The sequence below is a fragment of the Paenibacillus litoralis genome (genome assembly GCF_046244365.1).
Classification (GTDB): domain Bacteria; phylum Bacillota; class Bacilli; order Paenibacillales; family NBRC-103111; genus Paenibacillus_V.
Genome location: NZ_CP176395.1, coordinates 4876759 through 4893674, shown reverse-complemented (window position 1 = coordinate 4893674; position 16916 = coordinate 4876759). Strand labels below are relative to the sequence as shown.

At 49.6% G+C, this 16916-nt stretch carries 15 protein-coding genes, 1 pseudogene and 1 other annotated feature; of the genes and pseudogenes, 15 read left to right on the top strand and 1 reads right to left on the bottom strand.

Annotation, left to right across the window (positions count from 1 at the left end; all coding sequences use genetic code 11):
- Positions 1–86 precede the first annotated feature (86 nt).
- The 10 genes and pseudogenes from ACKGJP_RS20400 to ACKGJP_RS20355 all read left to right on the top strand — a co-directional run bounded on the left by ACKGJP_RS20400 (position 87) and on the right by ACKGJP_RS20355 (position 8785).
- On the top strand, positions 87–539 hold the full coding sequence (locus ACKGJP_RS20400; RefSeq protein WP_409340650.1) for a VOC family protein: 453 nt from the start codon (positions 87–89) through the stop codon (positions 537–539).
- Between the two features lie 75 nt (positions 540–614).
- Positions 615–1217 carry a TetR/AcrR family transcriptional regulator gene (locus ACKGJP_RS20395; RefSeq protein WP_409340649.1) on the top strand — a complete coding sequence of 201 codons (603 nt, stop codon included), beginning with the start codon at positions 615–617 and terminating at the stop codon, positions 1215–1217.
- Between the two features lie 87 nt (positions 1218–1304).
- Complete coding sequence (locus ACKGJP_RS20390) at positions 1305–2180, top strand: GyrI-like domain-containing protein (protein ID WP_409340648.1); 876 nt, start codon at positions 1305–1307, stop codon at positions 2178–2180.
- Positions 2181–2436: 256 nt separating this feature from the next.
- Positions 2437–4890 carry a DUF4838 domain-containing protein gene (locus ACKGJP_RS20385; protein WP_409340647.1) on the top strand — a complete coding sequence of 818 codons (2454 nt, stop codon included), beginning with the start codon at positions 2437–2439 and terminating at the stop codon, positions 4888–4890.
- Positions 4891–5175: 285 nt separating this feature from the next.
- Positions 5176–5412, top strand: a pseudogene (locus ACKGJP_RS20380) (thioredoxin reductase); the annotation flags it as partial.
- A 163-nt stretch (positions 5413–5575) separates the two neighbouring features.
- A complete protein-coding gene (locus ACKGJP_RS20375; RefSeq protein ID WP_409340646.1) occupies positions 5576–5935 on the top strand; it encodes a VOC family protein in 360 nt (119 codons plus the stop codon).
- Positions 5936–5962: 27 nt separating this feature from the next.
- Positions 5963–6391, top strand: a complete 429-nt coding sequence (locus ACKGJP_RS20370) for a hypothetical protein (RefSeq protein WP_409340645.1) — start codon at positions 5963–5965, stop codon at positions 6389–6391.
- Between the two features lie 302 nt (positions 6392–6693).
- Complete coding sequence (locus ACKGJP_RS20365; RefSeq protein ID WP_409340644.1) at positions 6694–7164, top strand: SRPBCC family protein; 471 nt, start codon at positions 6694–6696, stop codon at positions 7162–7164.
- 53 nt (positions 7165–7217) lie between these two features.
- Positions 7218–7673, top strand: coding sequence for a GNAT family N-acetyltransferase (locus tag ACKGJP_RS20360; RefSeq protein ID WP_409347207.1), 456 nt, complete (start codon positions 7218–7220; stop codon positions 7671–7673).
- 329 nt (positions 7674–8002) lie between these two features.
- Complete coding sequence (locus tag ACKGJP_RS20355) at positions 8003–8785, top strand: putative protein N(5)-glutamine methyltransferase (protein ID WP_409347206.1); 783 nt, start codon at positions 8003–8005, stop codon at positions 8783–8785.
- Between the two features lie 84 nt (positions 8786–8869).
- Here ACKGJP_RS20355 and ACKGJP_RS20350 read toward each other — a convergent pair whose 3' ends face one another.
- The gene (locus tag ACKGJP_RS20350) at positions 8870–9436 is read right to left on the bottom strand and encodes a 5' nucleotidase, NT5C type (protein WP_409340643.1); all 567 of its coding nucleotides are present in this window, start codon (positions 9434–9436) and stop codon (positions 8870–8872) included.
- 186 nt (positions 9437–9622) lie between these two features.
- On the opposite strand from ACKGJP_RS20350, the gene rnz reads away from it, so the two are divergent.
- The 5 genes from rnz (at position 9623) to ACKGJP_RS20325 (ending at position 16839) form a co-directional block, all read left to right on the top strand.
- Positions 9623–10549 (top strand): ribonuclease Z, encoded by a 927-nt coding sequence (rnz, locus tag ACKGJP_RS20345; protein WP_409340642.1) that lies wholly within the window; start codon positions 9623–9625, stop codon positions 10547–10549.
- Positions 10550–10593: 44 nt separating this feature from the next.
- On the top strand, positions 10594–11001 hold the full coding sequence (locus ACKGJP_RS20340) for a hypothetical protein (protein ID WP_409340641.1): 408 nt from the start codon (positions 10594–10596) through the stop codon (positions 10999–11001).
- A gap of 371 nt (positions 11002–11372) precedes the next feature.
- Positions 11373–13247 (top strand): stalk domain-containing protein, encoded by a 1875-nt coding sequence (locus tag ACKGJP_RS20335; protein ID WP_409340640.1) that lies wholly within the window; start codon positions 11373–11375, stop codon positions 13245–13247.
- 80 nt (positions 13248–13327) lie between these two features.
- A complete protein-coding gene (locus ACKGJP_RS20330) occupies positions 13328–14101 on the top strand; it encodes a carboxypeptidase-like regulatory domain-containing protein (RefSeq protein ID WP_409340639.1) in 774 nt (257 codons plus the stop codon).
- Positions 14102–14827: 726 nt separating this feature from the next.
- Positions 14828–15080: a binding site (T-box leader), on the top strand.
- Between the two features lie 73 nt (positions 15081–15153).
- Positions 15154–16839, top strand: a complete 1686-nt coding sequence (locus ACKGJP_RS20325; RefSeq protein ID WP_409340638.1) for a glutamine--tRNA ligase/YqeY domain fusion protein — start codon at positions 15154–15156, stop codon at positions 16837–16839.
- Positions 16840–16916 lie beyond the last annotated feature (77 nt).

Here is a 16916-nt window from a genome sequence, read left to right as displayed (position 1 = left end):
TCATACCGATTTTTTATGGAGTTTACATACATTCTGTATGTATGTTAAAATGAGTGTTAATTACTTCCAAAGGAGATGTTTTGCTTATGATAACATCGAGTTTTTATCCGGTCATTTTGACGGAGAAGGTTGCACAGAGCGCCAGATTTTACACGGAACATTTCGGATTCGAGACGGTATATGAAGCAGACTGGTATGTGAGCTTGAAGATGTCCAAGGGTAACATCCCTTATGAATTGGCACTTTTGGATGCTTCACACCCGACCATACCTATGGCATACCGAAAAAAAGCGCAGGGCTTGATTCTTAACTTTGAAGTGGAAAATGTGGATGAGGAGTATAAGAGGCTCATTCTTACTGAAAAGCTTCCACTTGAGCTCGATATTCGGGACGAAGAGTTCGGACAACGGCATTTTATTACTTCTGACCCTAACGGCGTGCTCATTGATGTGATTACGATCATCCCTCCTTCGGAAGCGGAAAGCGCTCAATACGTAGAGAAGGTCTGTTCAACTGATAATGACGGCGGCAAAGCATGATCCGATAGTAAGAGTCCATATGGAGCTAAGGGCGGAGAGAAGTTAGGGGACAAGAACAGGAGAAAGCAATCGATTATGAAAAGAAACAAAGAGGACACGAAGGATACCATTCACAAGATTATCGAAGTCGCCAGAGGGTATTTCACGAAACACGGTTATGCAGATTCTACGTTAGAGGATATTGCGAAGGAGGCTGCATTAACGCGCGGGAGCATTTATCATCATTTCCGGAATAAAAAAGGTCTCTTTCACGTTGTGCTGGAATCGGTTCAAAAAGAAATTGCCGAACGGATTGAAGCGGAAGCGGCAAAAAGCGAAGACGTGTGGGAGCAATTGTTCTTTGGATGCCGTGCATTTGTCACAGGGGCAGTCGAGGCTCAAAACAAGCGAGTCTTGCTTATAGACGGTCCTGCTGTTTTGGGCTGGGAGACGTGGCGGATGATGGACGAGAACAACGCCATGCGGCTGCTTCGCGGGCAGCTTCAGATCATGGAAGGGCAAGGATGCCTCAAGCCTGTTTCGATTGATGCCATGACTCATTGTCTTTCAGGCGCATTGAACGAAGCGGCGCTCTGGATTGCGCAAATGCCGGATTACCAACAATCGTTGGAGGAGACAATGACGGTTGTTTCCGACATGCTCAAAGGATTTAGAAGAGATTCCGTTGAAGAGAAGTAAACCGGCTTTACCCTGCATAATTGTGCACGAAATGTCGGATGGATGGATTTCATTCCTGCTACTCTATTGGTAAGGGAGGTCACGGATATGGATTTGCTTAAAAGCATGAATGGCGCATTGGCGTATGTCGAAGAAAATCTTACCGACGAAATCGACTTCAAAGAAGTAGCGAGGCTTGCATGTTGCTCCGAATATCATTTTAAGAGGATGTTTTCTTTCCTTGCCGGCATTACGCTTTCGGAGTACATTCGTCGCAGACGCCTTACTCTAGCTGCATTTGATCTTAAAGACAATGCCATGAAGGTCATTGACGTTGCCATGAAGTACGGGTACAACTCGCCGGATTCTTTTGCAAGAGCATTTCAACAATTGCATGGCGTAACCCCCTCGGAAGCCAGAAATAATGGCCATTCGCTTAAAGCTTTTCCTGTCATGACCTTTCAGTTGACCATTAAAGGAGGAAGCGGAATGAACTACCGGATTGAAGAAAAAGAAGCGTTTCGCATTGTAGGGATTATGAAAAGAGTTCCTATTATTTTCCACGGGGTTAACCCGGAGATTGCCAAGATGTGGGAAAGTCTAGACGGCGAAACGATAAATACGCTGAAACAGCTTTCTAATGTCCAGCCATTGGGACTGCTTAGTGCATCGACGAACTTTTCTGAAGAGCGAATGGAGGAGAAAGGAGAGTTTGATCACTACATTGGTGCGGCAACGACGAATGAATGTCCCGATCATCTAACCCAACTTGAAGTTGCCGCCTCAACATGGGCCGTATTTGAAGCAATCGGACCGTTCCCGGATACGCTTCAACAGGTATGGGGACGCATCTATTCCGAATGGTTTCCATCCTCAAGCTACGAACTAAGAGAAGGCCCCGAAATCTTGTGGAACGAGAATAAGGACGTGACCTCCCCGAGATTCAAAAGCGAAATTTGGATACCGGTAATGAAAAAGCTATAGAAAAGGGAGCTCCTTCAAGAAAGATAAGCAAGAAGCAGGGCGAAATGGAAGCGACGGAGAGCACAAAGGACGGCGGATGCCGTCCTTTTATGTTTTATTGCGTGTGCGCTCCAGACAACCGTTCCTCTGGAATTTTCCCATATTACCCTCAAGCAAAAGGGTAAATTTGGTATATTTACGCCATTCCGCATGTTACAATGAAGGAGTGTGAAAAGTCCGAAAAATCTGAATAGTTATTTGGGAAGAGGGCGGGAACATGAGAAAGGTTGTTCTTGTTAGGGAGAGTTGCAGCCATGCAAAAGTTGTCATTACCGGCAAAACGGACGAGCGGACGAGGGCTGCGGCGGATGTACTCGTAGAATATGTAAGAAAAGCAACAGGGGCGGAGCTGGAAGTCGTCACCGAAAGTGCGATTGCTCATCGGCAAACGGAAGGGATTGTGCTCATTCGAGTCGGAGAGGCGGGAGAACGGAACGAACAGGTGCAAGCGGCCCTTATGAATCTCGATGCGGACGGATTCGTCATCCGAACAGCCGATGGCGCGATCGACATCGTAGGACGAAGCTCGTGGGGAACGCAATTCGGCGTTTATGAATTTTTGGAGCGATACGTTGGCGTTCGCTGGCTTATGCCCGGCGATATCGGAGAGGACGTGCCTTGGTCGCATGAGCTGGTCGTACCTGAGGAGACGATTAGACAACAGCCTGCCTTCCTTTCCCGAGATATCGACGATACGTTTGGAGCTGAGGAATGGAAGCGCTTCAATCGACTGCACCGCCGTATTTTTCCGTTTCATAACTTATGGAATCTGTTTCCGCCTGCGAAGTATAAGGACAGTCATCCCGAGTTTTATCCGCCTAAGGCGAATCTGGATTCGGGGGAACATTGGCAGCCGGCCTTTACGCTTCAAGCGACCGTCGACGAAGCGATCCGCAACATCAATGATTATTTTGACGCGAATCGGGAAGAAACCTGTTATTCGCTCGGTGTCAACGATTGCGGCGGATTTGTCGAAGACGATCCTAATCACCCGGATTACCCGAATCGGTTGAATTCGCTGGGCCATACCGACATGTCGGATATTTATTTCCGCTGGGTGAACAAAGTGGCTGAAGGGGTGATGCGGAAGCATCCGGACAAATATATCGGGTTGTACGCGTACGCCGATGTATATGACCCGACTACGGATGTGAAGCTGCATCCGAATGTCGTTGTCTATATTACCGACGACCGCTTTTCCTGGGAAGACCCGGAAATGGGAGCAGCGGGACGAAAATTGACGGAAAGCTGGAATAAAATCGCTCCGTCGCTTGGCTACTACGAATATATGTACGGCGGCACTTATATGCTGCCGCGCATGTATTTGCACCGTGTGGCGGAGAGTTACCAATATGCGCTGCAAAACGGCGTGAAGGCTCATTTTGTGGAAATGTGGGCGAACTTTGCCGGCGAAGGTCCTAAGGCGTGGGTAATGGCCAAGCTGCAGTGGAATCCGCATCAAAGCGTCGATTCGCTGCTTGCGGAATGGTACGAGCGGGCTGTCGGGCCGGAAGCGGCGCTTGACCTTGCTTGCTATTTCAAGCATTGGGAACGGTTTTGGCATACGCGTTCCTTCGATTCGCGCTGGTTCCGCAACTGGAAGAAAGCCCATTTGAGAACGAACTATATGGCGTTTTATGAGTCCTGTTATCTCGCCCTCGTTACCGTCGAGGAGATCGCCGAGAGCCGCCGACTGCTTGAATCGGCCGTTGCCAAAACGAAGACGGAGCCGCAGAAGGAACGGGCGAAGCTGATGCTGCGCGCTTTCGAGTATTATGAAATATCGGCTCTCAGTTATCCGACCATCGACACTGCCGTACGGACGGCAGACGAAGAGACGGCGCTTCTGGCCGTTGAGCAAATCGAATTAAACTTCAGTCGGGTGGAACGCCGGTATCAGCTTATCGAAGAGTTCAAGACGAATCCAATGCTCAAACTGCATATGGATCCTCTCGGTTGGGGATTGAAATGGACAGGAATGAACGGCGTTACGGTGGCCTCGCTTATCGCTTGGTGCCGGAATCATCCGGAGGCTGCAGCGACAGTGATCGATCGGGCGAAAAGGATTGCGATGGAAAGCACGGAGCCGTACACCCGCCGCTTCCTATCGTTACTTGCCATCCTGCTGGATGAATCAGGTTGTGACCTGAATTTATCATCCGTTAACGCGAAGGATGTCAAGTCTACCGTGGCGGCTGCCTCAACGGAACAGGCCGATGGAATTATCGCTTGGATGAAATCGATCAAGCTGCCGCCGGAAGGGCGCCAAGCGACTCTTTCGGCAGAACGAGGGCCATCCGGCGGCCGGGTAGTGTCGTTACCTGGCGTTCAGGGGGGCGAGCTTGTAGAAGCCATACGCTTGGAAGCGGGGTTGTACGGTATTGTTATGCATTTTCGTGCGAATCCGGGAGCGGATGAAGCAGCGAAGCTAAAGCTTAAGCTCGACATGCACGGGAACGACAAGAGGCGGCTGGGCACTTGCAAGTCGGAGCGGGTAATGATTCAGGCTACCGGCGGACATTGGAGCACGCTCGTATTGATTGCCGAAATTCCGGCAAAGATCGAGGGGGCGGAGGTACATGCAGTAACTTTGCACACGCAATGCAGCTTGCTGCAGCCTCAAGATACGATCGAATTCGAGCATGCCGGCGTGTACCGGTTAGACAAGTAACCGTTAAGTTAAACCCGATGATTCGCGTACGACGAATGACACAAAAGGCTGCCGGCCACGGCAGCCTTTTGTCGATGAGTGCCGCGCTCATGAACGCTTCCTATCGCGCCCGATCCATTCCGCACTCATGGGCCAAAGATCATGTAACCAACGTATAAATGAACAGATATGTGTGAAATCGTCATTAAACGGTAAGTTAAGGATTATTTATTATGAGAATGATTATCATTAGTGGTTATTTCTGTTACTATCATATATAGATCGATATGGAATGCTTTTGGGTCGAGTCCGCTGAGCGAAACCTCGGTGCCAGGCGTATACGCAGCCGGAGATATTTTGCATCATGTCGGGAAGCTACATTTAATAGCGGGGGCGTTCCAGGATGCGGCGAATGCGGTGAATAGAGCGAAACAGTTCATTACGCCTGACGCTTATGCATACGGCATGGTTTCATCGCACAACGAAATTTTTGCACAAAAAAACCGTGAAATCATGAAGCATTTGTTTGTGAAATCTACTTGATCCTGTCGCGTAGACGCTGCCGTCGTAGTTGAGGTGGCTTCTTTTTTTGAATCCAAACGACGGCTACTTTCTTGTGGGCGTAAGGCTTATATGCAATACTAGTTAAAGGAATAGATGCCTACGCATAGCAAAAACGCAAGGAAGCAGGAGGCTGAGAAAGGATATGAAGGTCAAACGAATCGTCGCCAATATCGTTACGCAGCATACGGCAGCCGCCAAATGCTTTTACCAGGACGTGCTCGGTCTCCAGTTATTGATGGATCATGGTTGGATCACAACGTACGGTTCGGACGAGGAGATGGACATCCAGATAAGTTTCGCCTCACAGGGAGGCTCCGGCACGCCTACTCCCGATCTGTCGATTGAAGTCGATGATGTCGATGCGGTGTTTGAACGCATGAAGAAAGCGAGGTTCAAGATAGAGTACGGGCCGGCTGACGAGCCATGGGGCGTCAGGCGTTTCTATGTCCGCGACCCTTTCGGTAAGCTTATTAACATTCTTGCTCATGTACAATCCAACTGATGCAGGATATAAAGAGGGTGATCAAGATTGAGTACCCTTATAAAGGTGCTTTCCGTTTTTTTGATAGGGTGTAGCTTCAATATTAGTACAGCTCATGCGACATGGGCGTACATGTTTGTTGTAAATGACGGAAACCTATACGTCATTTCGGAAACTCTGGTCGATCCGAAACAAATTGATTCGAAGATAGGTAAGGTTTCTAAATATTCGGACCAAGAAGGCACTTATTCCGGCAACTTTTCAAACAGGTATCCCAAGGGTACTGAATACTTTGCAATCATAGGCGTTGACATAAAAGAAGCAATTGCCGTTAAAGAGGGCGAAGAACGGTTTAAAAAAGCCATTTATCAAGGTGAGTATAAGGGTAGCAAATATAGTTGGCAAGATTTTTTGCCGTATATTGTTGGAATTGTAATGTTGATTGTTGTTATCTATTTAATAATAAAAAGAAGGTAGGAAGTTCTAATCCATTACTATCTTGGCAACCGCATCGCTTTTCTCACCTTGCCGGAAGGGCCGCTCCTGCGGGGCGTCCTTCAATTTAACCCGCTTCCGGACAAGTTGGAGAATGAGGTTTAGCAGTATTCCAGCATAAATTGGCAATTATTAGAGGGACACCGGAATAAGAGAAAGAATGTATCGGAGCCTGATTCATGACGGAGTCGGCATGCTAAAATAAAGGTTTAAAAAAGAGAAAGGAAAGGCAGTCTGGTTCTATGATAGGATAGAAGGAGCTTAGCAAAAGGAAAGGAGAGGTCATGGTGGCAACCCTGAAACAGGTACCGATTGCGAAGGCGGAAATGCTTATTCGAAAACCGGTCGAAGAGGTGTTTGAGGCATTTATCGACCCAGTGATTACTTCAAAATTTTGGTTCACCAATAGCAGCGGAAGATTGGAAACGGGCAGACGCGTCCAGTGGGATTGGGAGATGTACGGTGCTTCTACAAACGTCGATGTAAAAGCAATCGAGGAAAATAAGCGAATCCTGATCGCATTCGGCGACGGCACCACGGTTGAGTGGATTTTCACCCTGCGGGCGGAGAACGAAACATTCGTCACGATTACGAACGCAGGCTTTAAGGGAGATGGGGATGACATGGTTAAGCAAGTCATCGATTCGACGGAAGGATTTACGATTGTTCTCTGCGGGCTAAAGGCGCTGCTTGAACATAATATTGTCTTGAATCTCGTATCGGATAAAGCTCCCGACGCCCATGTGAAGCGCTAAAAAAATTTTTCGAAAAAGGGCAGTAATGAAATAATAACGGCGGAGTGATTGTTCTGGATATTAAAATCGACGATTTGACTGGATCTGAAGTGACTGAATTAGTGAGTGAGCATCTTAAGGGGATGACATTGCTATCTCCGCCGGAAAGTATGCACGCGCTAAATCTTGAGGGATTGCGAAAACCGGAAATTACATTCTGGAGCGCATGGGAACAAGAGGAATTAGCTGGCTGCGGGGCACTTAAAGAACTTGACGAGCAGCACGGCGAGATAAAATCGATGCGAACTTCTAACGCACATTTAAGAAAGGGAGTTGCCAAGCGGCTCCTGGAGCACATTGTGGAAGAAGCCAAACGGCGCGGCTACCGGCGGATCAGCTTGGAAACGGGCTCCATGGATGCTTTCGAGCCAGCAAGAAGACTATACGAAAGTTTCGGGTTTCGATATTGCAAGCCGTTTTCGGATTACATAGAGGACCCCAATAGCGTATTTATGACAAAGGAATTATGAACGGACTGGACAGAAATTTAGCGTATAGAGAAGCGGAGGGGTTGTTCCGAAAGGCGCAGAACCCTCTGTTTTTATTTATAGAAAAGTTAAAGTCGAACCTGCATGTATTTGTGCTGGTTTTAATCGGATGAGTTCCCTATAACGAATTTTTACCTGTCCAGTAATCGGCGTCGGGGATAGAATGATACCTATCAACTATTCTCTTCAGGAGATGTAACTTCGGGAAAATCAATTTCGTTCATGGAGGTATGATTACGATTAAAGCCGATTCTGCAAAACATGTCGATGATGATGAAGCATCCCCTGGGAAGGCAAGATCAATAGGCGTAATACTTGGAGCTGCCGCAAGTGCAAATATCGCCGCTAGACTTCGTGCCTCCGGTTGTGTTTTCGCCGAAGAGGAAACCCGGCTGCTCCTTTCAGCTGCGCGTTCGAGGTTCGAACTCGACGCGATGGTAGACCGGCGTGCCGCCGGATTGCCGCTCGAGCACGTCATCGGGTGGGCTGAATTCTGCGGACTGCGGATTGAAGTGGACCCCGGCGTATTCGTCCCCCGCCGCCGCACCGAGTTTCTTGTTCGCGAGGCCGCTGCTCTCGCCCGGACCGGAGCAGTCGTGTTAGATCTGTGCTGCGGCTCGGGCGCATTGGGCAAAGTGCTGGCGGAAACCCTGGAACGGATCGAGTTGCATGCCGCCGACATTGACCCTGCCGCAGTGCAGTGCGCCCGCCGCAACGTCGCTGCAGCCGGCGGGCGCGTATACGAAGGCGATCTATTCGGTCCGCTGCCCGCCACGCTGCGGGGCCGAGTCGACATCCTGATCGCCAACATCCCCTACGTACCTACCGATGCGATCGGGCTGCTCACGCCGGAAGCGCGTATACACGAGGCGCGAATTGCGCTCGACGGAGGAGCGGACGGACTTGACGTCCTCCGTAGGGTGTCGGCCGAAGCGCCGCTCTGGCTGACGCCGGGCGGGCATCTGCTTGTAGAAACTAGCGGGAGGCAAGCGCCGCTCGCCGCCGAGATTTTCGCAGGAAATGGGCTGATCCCGAAGGTGTCGAGCTTCGACGATCTGGACGCTACGATCGTAATCGGAACCAGACTTGTCTAGCAGACGAAAATAGGGCAACTCCGATGCAGGAGAGCTCAAGGATTATCCGCGAGATAGCTCGTTCTATATCATGGTGAAGGCGGTTTAAATCAAGCTTCGTTTCGATTCTAAGTCATCAATGTGCTTTTTTACCTCATTCCAGTTCGAGGCTCGATATACGAAGTCATTAGTAACGGACAAATTATAAGGCTGTTCGTATAAAATAACGGGCTTTTTGACTAGTGCAAATTCCTCGGCATAGTGAGGACCGTCATCAATTAGCACATCTATCTTTGCATCCATGCATACTTGGAGTTTGTTTTCGGTAAATGTTAGATTATGATAATGGATTTGATGCCGTTTCAACCACTCCATGGTTACATCGCGAAAAAGGAGCGGTCGAGCAGTAATAATAGACAATTGATGCTCATGAAACAGTTGCCGTAAGATTTCCACTGCCATCGGGAATGGCGATGAGTTCCAATGAATATCATGCCCATATCGATGATATACGGCTTCCCGTTCTGCCTTATCCCAACCGTATAAGCGGTATAAATAAAAATCATCGACATCGTCAGGTGTAAACGACAAACCCGATGCTTTATTATAATAGTGCAAATGAGCGGAAGTGGCGTCAAGAATGGTATTATCGACATCTACTCCGATATGCAAGGGTGAACAGCTCCTTTCTACTAAAAGTGACTTGATCTGCTAGCTAGCCGGTAACCCATTATACCATAGGTTAGATCGACCATAGTAAAGATGGAAGTATCGTCAATAGCGGCATAAAAATGGGAATCCCTGCCGATTCTAAGAGTCTAAGAACGCTAAATAACATCGAATCGGAGGGGACTTCTCTTGCAGCTGCAATTTCTAGGTACAGGCGCCGGTCGACCGACCATCGAGCGAAACGTCACTTCCATTGTCTTCTCGCTGCCTGAGCCGCAGCATAGCTTCTGGCTGTTTGATGCGGGGGAAGGTACGCAGCATCGGTTGCTTGAAACAAAGCTTAAGCTTAACAAGCTTCAACGAATTTTCATAACCCATTTGCATGGCGATCATGTATACGGCTTGCCGGGCCTGCTCAGTAGCCGAACGTTCTATGAAGGCGCCGGTCCCTTGCAATTGTTTGGGCCGAAAGGCTTACACGCTTTGCTTGATGGCGTATTTCAGAACAGCGGAGCGCATTTGAACTATGAGCTTGAGATCTTTGAGATCGAAGAGGGTCCAGTCTTTTCGGACGATCGTTTCACGGTTGAAGCTGCGGAGCTCGACCACCGGATTCGTTGCTTCGGTTATCGAATCGAGGAGCGTCCGCGTCCGGGGCAATTGAATATAGCCTTGCTTTCTCGTCTTGGCGTTCCACCCGGTCCTTCGTATGGCAAGCTCAAAAGCGGAGAAGACGTGACTTTGTCCGACGGTCGAATCATTCGTTCTGAGGAAGTCGTCGGTCAGCCGGCGAAAGGAAGGATCTTAACGATACTTGGGGACACGTGTCCGTGCGATAACGCGATTAGGCTGGCTCAAGATGCGGATTTGTTAGTCCATGAAGCGACTTTCGCCGCGGGCATGGAGGAGAAGGCTGCGGCCTACGGCCATTCGACCGTTCTTCAAGCTGCGCAAATCGCTTCAAAGGCCGGGGCAAAGCGGCTTGCCGTCACTCATTTCAGCTCGCGCTTCGACAGGGATGAAATTGCCGAGCTTGTTGAAAGCGTCAAATCCGTTTTTCCGAATGTCGTAGCCGCGAACGATTATTTAGAGCTTGCCATATCCAAATCGACGTAGAGCATAAACGAATCATCAACCGGATATCGCAAAGGAGGGGGAACATGCTTCGGAATAACCTTGTCTCGTTTGGGATTCACTTTTTTGTCCTTGCCTTGTCCGGTTTGCTGTATTCCTTAAGCGGTCATCCGGTTTATCTCGGATTTGTTGTGCTGCTATCATTTACTATGTACGTGTTGCTTGGCCATATTTTTCTCAAATCAATGGGCACAGTCGCATTAAACATTCTCTCTGTCTCGGCGGTTAGTTTGATCGGCGCATTGATCGGGTTGTATGGCTGGTTTTTTCCCAGTCTAATGGGGTTTAATCGGATGATCTTTTTGGCGTATCATTCGTTTACCTTTGCACTGGTACAGATGTTTCAAATTTCTCCAGCGCCTGCACTAACATTTTGGTTTTTTGTAGTTCCGACTTTATTGTTGTGGACGGGATTGCAGTTGAGAAAAAGATAGTTCTGCAGGAGGGTTCATGATCGGCACGGGGGATGCCCAAAAGCCATTCGGCTTTTGGGCATCCCCTCTTTTGCGTCCGTTTTTTCTATCGTCGAGAAGCCCTTATTTCATGAGGGTGAAAAGAATTCATCCTCCCGCATCGGCAGGTATGCTTATATAATCCTAAACAGAGGGAAGAGTTGAAGTTCAAGGAGGTGAGAATGACGATCCGCCCCACAAGGAAGATTCAAGCGGAATTATCCTTTATATACGCTTAAAGTATACTTTCGGATAATATTTTCTTTTGGTCATAGCTGTCATACTTGGTCTTGCGAGTTGGGAACGTATGGGAAATGGTTGGTAAAAGTGAAAACAGGGAGGAAACCGTTACAATGTTTAAAGTAAGCAATAAACTGCGATCTGCGGTTATGTGTTCGGCTCTGGCTGGAGCGTTAGCTTTTTCAAGTATCGCTTCTGCATTCGGAGAGACCGCGCCGAGCGGCGTGGAAATTAAGGAGTTCAGCCTGTTAGATACGGCTTTCGACGTCGTCGGCGCAGCCGACTTTACGCCGGAAGGCAACAAGGACGGCCACTTCAAGCTGCTGCTGAGCCTCGCGCAGAAGACGGTCATTAATGCCGTTGTGCTGCGCTCGACGGACGATTACGGCAAGGATAGTGAGCAAGGCGTGTGGAGAACGAATCGAGTAACCACAGGCTGGCTCCTCGGCATTGTGCAAGACAAAACGGTTACTACGGCAAGCGGTACAACCCACGAAAGCGAAATCATCAACCCCGGTTTTCGAAATGATGTGAATGAACCTGTCGGCGAGTTCAGCGGGGAGCTTGTATTCGACCTGTACGCCAGTAACAACGGAACGATCAAGGAAACACAGTACTATGTACTGGAAATCGAGACGGCGCAAGGGACGATCGTATCCAAACCGATCAAGTACAAGAAGCCGATGACATCCGGAGGGACATCCGCCTCGCCTTCGCCTGCTGCAACTTCAACGCCTTCGACAAACTCAGGGACGGCTACGCCAACTCCGCAGTCGACGACAAAGCCGGTACCGACGCCAACTCCGGCACAGTCGACGCCGACGCCAACACCTGCATCAACTCCGGCACAATCTACGCCGACGCCTGCGCCTGTTCCCGGTGACGGACCAACCATTCATATCTTTTATAAGGGGCAAGAGCTTCAATTTGAAAATGTCAAGCCTATTATTAAAGACGGTTCAACGCTAGTCCCGTTCCGCAAGCTGTTTGAAACCCTTGGCTTTACGGTAGATTGGGTCGACAACGGAAAGACCCGAAAAGCGATCGGAACGAAGGAAGGACTTGTCATCGAGTTAACGATCAATAGCACCAGCGCAAAGGTAAATGGAGAAGAAGTTACCTTGGAGGTCCCTGCACAGATCATTAACGATAGCACGTTGGTGCCTTTGCGATTCGTAGCGGAGAACAGCGGTTACGAGGTGTCCTATTCCAAAGAGGGCGACGTGGCGACGATCGAAATCGAGGAATCGGGCGGCTCATCGAATCCCGGACCGACACCCGGAACGTCCAACGATACGGTCGAACCCTATGTCGTAAAAGGCTATGTGCGCGACGCGCAAGGCCGACCGGCCCCCGGCGTCACGGTTTTTGCGGATAACACCTTGCTATATGACAGTAATGTCCTCGGCGTTACCGACGAAAACGGATATTACCGGCTCGAGCTGCCGCACATCGCGACTTCTTGGCGAATGGGCGCCGATGCGACCGATACGGTGAACGGCAAAAGCTTCACCTTCCATTTGGCGGCCGACGTCGATCAGCCGTTTGGGGGAAGCACGGGGGCGATCCGCGACTTTACTTGGACGAAAGCGGGCGGACAAATTTATGTTTATCCTTACTTTACATTCGATGACGGTTTGCCGGATTTTTACATGAGCGATCTGGAATTGACGCTTACGCCTATCGGCAAGCTCCTTGACGGCAGCGAAGGTAAAACAATCGTCAAACGCGGGGGATCTATCCAAGGCGGCGCCGGTGTCGATAATATACCGATAGGCAAGTACAAAGCGACCGCCAGATGGGTTCCGGAAGGACACGAACCGATCCCGATGCAGATACGGTTAAATTATGTCGGTAAATACGCCGAATCAGCCGTATTCGAATTCGATAAACCGAGAGGGGCTTCGACATCCAACTATTTAGCCGAGCTTGAAGTCAGACTGTATCCTAAGCCTGAGCAGCCGAAGCCCCCGATAACTTACGAGTAGTTTCCCGAGGCCTTTTCCGTACGGTAAAGGCCTTGTTTCCTAAGTACGATGGTTTAGCGATTTTTTTTGAGGTGATCGGAATGAAAACGGTAAGTTTGTCGCTGCTTTTGCTTCTGTTTATAACTTTATTGTCAGGCTGCTTTACGAAGGAAGAGGAGAAACCGTCTTCGGGAACACAAAACGAACAACAATCGAACGAGAAGATCGAACCCTTCGTCGTAAAAGGCGTCGTTCGCGACGCGAAAGGGAAACCGATTTCCGGCGTTACGGTCTTTGCGGATAACACGTTGCTATACGACAGCAATGTTATTGGCGTTACCGACGAGTCCGGACGCTACCGGATCGAACTACCCAATGCCGCCACTACTTGGCGCATGAGTGCGGATCTGACCAAAACGTTTAACGGCAAACCGTTCACGTTTCATTTGGCGGCTGATGTCGACCAGCCGCTTGCGGGGAAAACGGGAGCCGTTCGCGATTTTACTTGGACCAAAATGGACGGACAAATTTATATTTATCCCAATTTTTCGTTCGATGACGGCTTGCCGGAGTTCAACATGACCGATCTGGAAGTGACGCTTACGCCGCTCGGTTCGCTTATTGACGGCAGCGCGGGGCAGACGATCGTCAAACGCGCCGGCCCCGTCCAAGGCGGTCTTGGAATAGACAATGTGCCGATCGGCCGTTATAAGGCGACTGCCAAATGGCTGCCGGACGGACACGATCCTATCCCCATGCAAATTCGGTTGAATTACGTCGGCAAATATGCGGAATTCGCCGAATTCGAATTCGACAAACCGAGGGGAGCGTCGACCTCCGTCTATGTAAGCGAGCTTGAAATCAAACTCCGCTAGCTTGCCTGCAGGGGTGAAAAGAATTCATTCTTCCGCGAAGTTCGTTTAGCTTATATAATCCGATTGGTAGAAATGTGGAAATCCATTCAAGGTCTAAGGAGAGGGACGGAGAATCCGGACACGATCCCTCAGGGCCGGCACGCAAAGTAGCAAAGGATTTTTGACGGCGAATATCTTCGGATGGGGGATGGATGCGGTCATGCGCTTGGAAATCTAATACCTGCTTCGTATCCATAAAAGGTGAAAGGAAGGGATCGTATCTATGAAGAAACTACGTAAAGCAGCGATAGTTGCTGCATGTCTCTTGAGTGTAATTCAAACCTCAGCGGCGGGAGCTGCGAAAATTCCTAACGGAGGCCACAATGATCCGCCAACCGGCGGGTTTAGCATAAGGAACGGAGGCCACAATGAGCCACCAACCGGCGGGTTTAGCATAAAGAACGGAGGCCACAATGAGCCACCAACCACGATAGCTTTGTCGAACGGAGGACATAATGAACCTCCGGTCGGCGTGGTAGCTTTATGGAACGGAGGCCATAGTGAGCCTCCAACCACAGGCTGACCGGCAGCCGAGTCTATTTTGATAAGTTTTCCGGGAAAGCCGCCGAAGCTGCTGAAAAAGCATCAACGTCGGCTTTTCTCATGTCCAGTCCATGTGTTCCATCGAGCCTCCACGGAATAACCGTTTACACAAATGGGAATGATTTGTTATCATAATACCCATATCGAAACGCGATGACGAGAAGAGTAGGGCAACCCGTTCTTGTACAGAGAGCTCCGGCAGCTGAAAAGGAGCCAAGAATGTTCCCCGAATCAAGCCTCTGAGCAGCATGCCGGAACCGCGAGCGGGGATGGTCTGACGGGAGCTCCCGTTACAGAGCTAAAGTATAAGCATTGCTTGCAATGCCGTACTTGAAGAGGTTAATATGGCGACATATTAATGAACCTGGGGTGGTACCGCGAAAATTTCGTCCCCAAGACATGAAGTCTTGGAGGTGGGATTTTTTTTTGTTTTCAAATACCGCTATTCATGTACATTAGGAGGAGTCGCCATGGATCACGAAAAGGAAAAACAAGTTGATCATTTTTTGTTTAGGCTGATAGACGAGGAGCTTGAGTCAAGTCCGTACGGAAGAAAGATGCGCACGCGATTTCCTCCCGAGCCCAACGGCTACCTTCATATAGGAAGCGCCTACGCCATACACACGAATTATGCGACAGCCCAAAGGTATAACGGATCTTTTCATTTGCGGTTTGACGACACGAATCCCCTTAAGGAGGATATCGGGTACGTGAAAGCGATCGTGGAGGACATCAAGTGGCTCGGCTATGATCCGGGAAATCATATTTATTACGGTTCGGATTACTCGGACGAGATCCATAAAGCCGCAGTATCCTTGATCAAGCGGGGAAAAGCCTATGTATGTGATCTGACGCCGGAGGAGGTGACGGATTACCGGGGGACCTTAACGGAGCCGGGAAGGAACAGTCCGTTCCGAAATCGGCCGGTCGAGGAGAATCTGGAGCTTTTTGCGAACATGAAAAATGGCGTCTACCCGGCCGCTTCGAGGGTTCTGCGCGCCAAAATCGACATGGCTTCGCCCAATATAAACTTGCGCGATCCCGTAATATACCGCATTATTCACGCAGAGCATTACCGGACGGGAAAGGAATGGTGCATCTATCCGATGTACGATTTTGCTCATCCTATACAAGATGCCATCGAAGGCATCACCTACTCGTTATGTTCCATCGAGTTTAAAGACCATCGGCCTTTGTACGAATGGGTTTTGCGCGAGCTGGACATTACCGAGCCTCCGCGGCAGCGAGAGTTCGGCAGGCTGAACTTAACGGGTGTCGTGACAAGCAAACGGTTTTTGAGGCAGCTGGTTGAAGGGGAGTACGTAAACGGCTGGGACGATCCGAGACTTCCTACGCTCCGCGGCTTAAGGAGAAGGGGCTTCACGCCGGAAAGCATTCGCAGCTTTATCGAGGAGATTGGCGGTATCCGAACCCAAAGCACGGTTCACATTTCGCTGCTGGACCATTGCCTCAGACAGGATCTTAAAGCCAAGGCCGTAAGCGTTATGGCTGTTTTGCAGCCGTTAAAGGTTGTCATAACCAACTATCCGGAGAACGAAACGGAGATGATGACGATTGACAACAACAGCGAAAACGAAGCGCTGGGGAAAAGAGAGGTTCCTTTTACCAAAACCGTCTATATCGAGCGTGACGATTTTATGGAGGTACCACCCAAAGGCTTTCATCGGCTGAGTCCGAATAGCGAGGTGCGGCTAAAAGGGGCTTATTTTATCCGGTGCGAAGAAATGGTCAAAGACCCGGAAACGGGTGACATTACGGAGCTTCGCTGTACGTACGACCCGATTACCAAGAGCGGCAGCGGATTTACCGGCCGCAAGGTGAAAGGGACGATTCACTGGGTCTCCGCGGAGCATGCCGTAAAGGCCGACGTTCAACTGTACGAGGAGCTGCTTCTGGAGCGGAAGCTTCCGGATGATGAGAACGGAGATTGGACCGGTGCCCTCAATCCGGAATCTCTTGTTGTGGTGACAAATTGCCTGCTGGAACCATACTTGGAGCATGCCTGCCCGGAACAACCCTTCCAATTTATTCGTCACGGCTATTTTTGCATGGATTCAAGATCTGCCGCCGCTGACAGGCTCGTGTTTAACCGCATTGTTCCTTTGAAGGATACCTGGAATAAAGATAAGGCATGAGAAAACATGAACCAAACATTATTTTCAAATAGACCGATATATATGAAAAGGACGTTCAATATTTTGGAGGTGCCGCC

What these genes read in the sequence shown, in the direction of transcription:
- ACKGJP_RS20335 (WP_409340640.1), top strand. Translation starts at nt 11,373, where the DNA reads ATGTTTAAAGTAAGCAATAAACTGCGATCTGCGGTTATGTGTTCGGCT.
- ACKGJP_RS20375 (WP_409340646.1), top strand. Translation starts at nt 5,576, where the DNA reads ATGAAGGTCAAACGAATCGTCGCCAATATCGTTACGCAGCATACGGCA.
- ACKGJP_RS20400 (WP_409340650.1), top strand. Translation starts at nt 87, where the DNA reads ATGATAACATCGAGTTTTTATCCGGTCATTTTGACGGAGAAGGTTGCA.
- ACKGJP_RS20385 (WP_409340647.1), top strand. Translation starts at nt 2,437, where the DNA reads ATGAGAAAGGTTGTTCTTGTTAGGGAGAGTTGCAGCCATGCAAAAGTT.
- ACKGJP_RS20330 (WP_409340639.1), top strand. Translation starts at nt 13,328, where the DNA reads ATGAAAACGGTAAGTTTGTCGCTGCTTTTGCTTCTGTTTATAACTTTA.
- ACKGJP_RS20340 (WP_409340641.1), top strand. Translation starts at nt 10,594, where the DNA reads ATGCTTCGGAATAACCTTGTCTCGTTTGGGATTCACTTTTTTGTCCTT.
- ACKGJP_RS20390 (WP_409340648.1), top strand. Translation starts at nt 1,305, where the DNA reads ATGGATTTGCTTAAAAGCATGAATGGCGCATTGGCGTATGTCGAAGAA.
- ACKGJP_RS20365 (WP_409340644.1), top strand. Translation starts at nt 6,694, where the DNA reads ATGGTGGCAACCCTGAAACAGGTACCGATTGCGAAGGCGGAAATGCTT.
- ACKGJP_RS20325 (WP_409340638.1), top strand. Translation starts at nt 15,154, where the DNA reads ATGGATCACGAAAAGGAAAAACAAGTTGATCATTTTTTGTTTAGGCTG.
- ACKGJP_RS20395 (WP_409340649.1), top strand. Translation starts at nt 615, where the DNA reads ATGAAAAGAAACAAAGAGGACACGAAGGATACCATTCACAAGATTATC.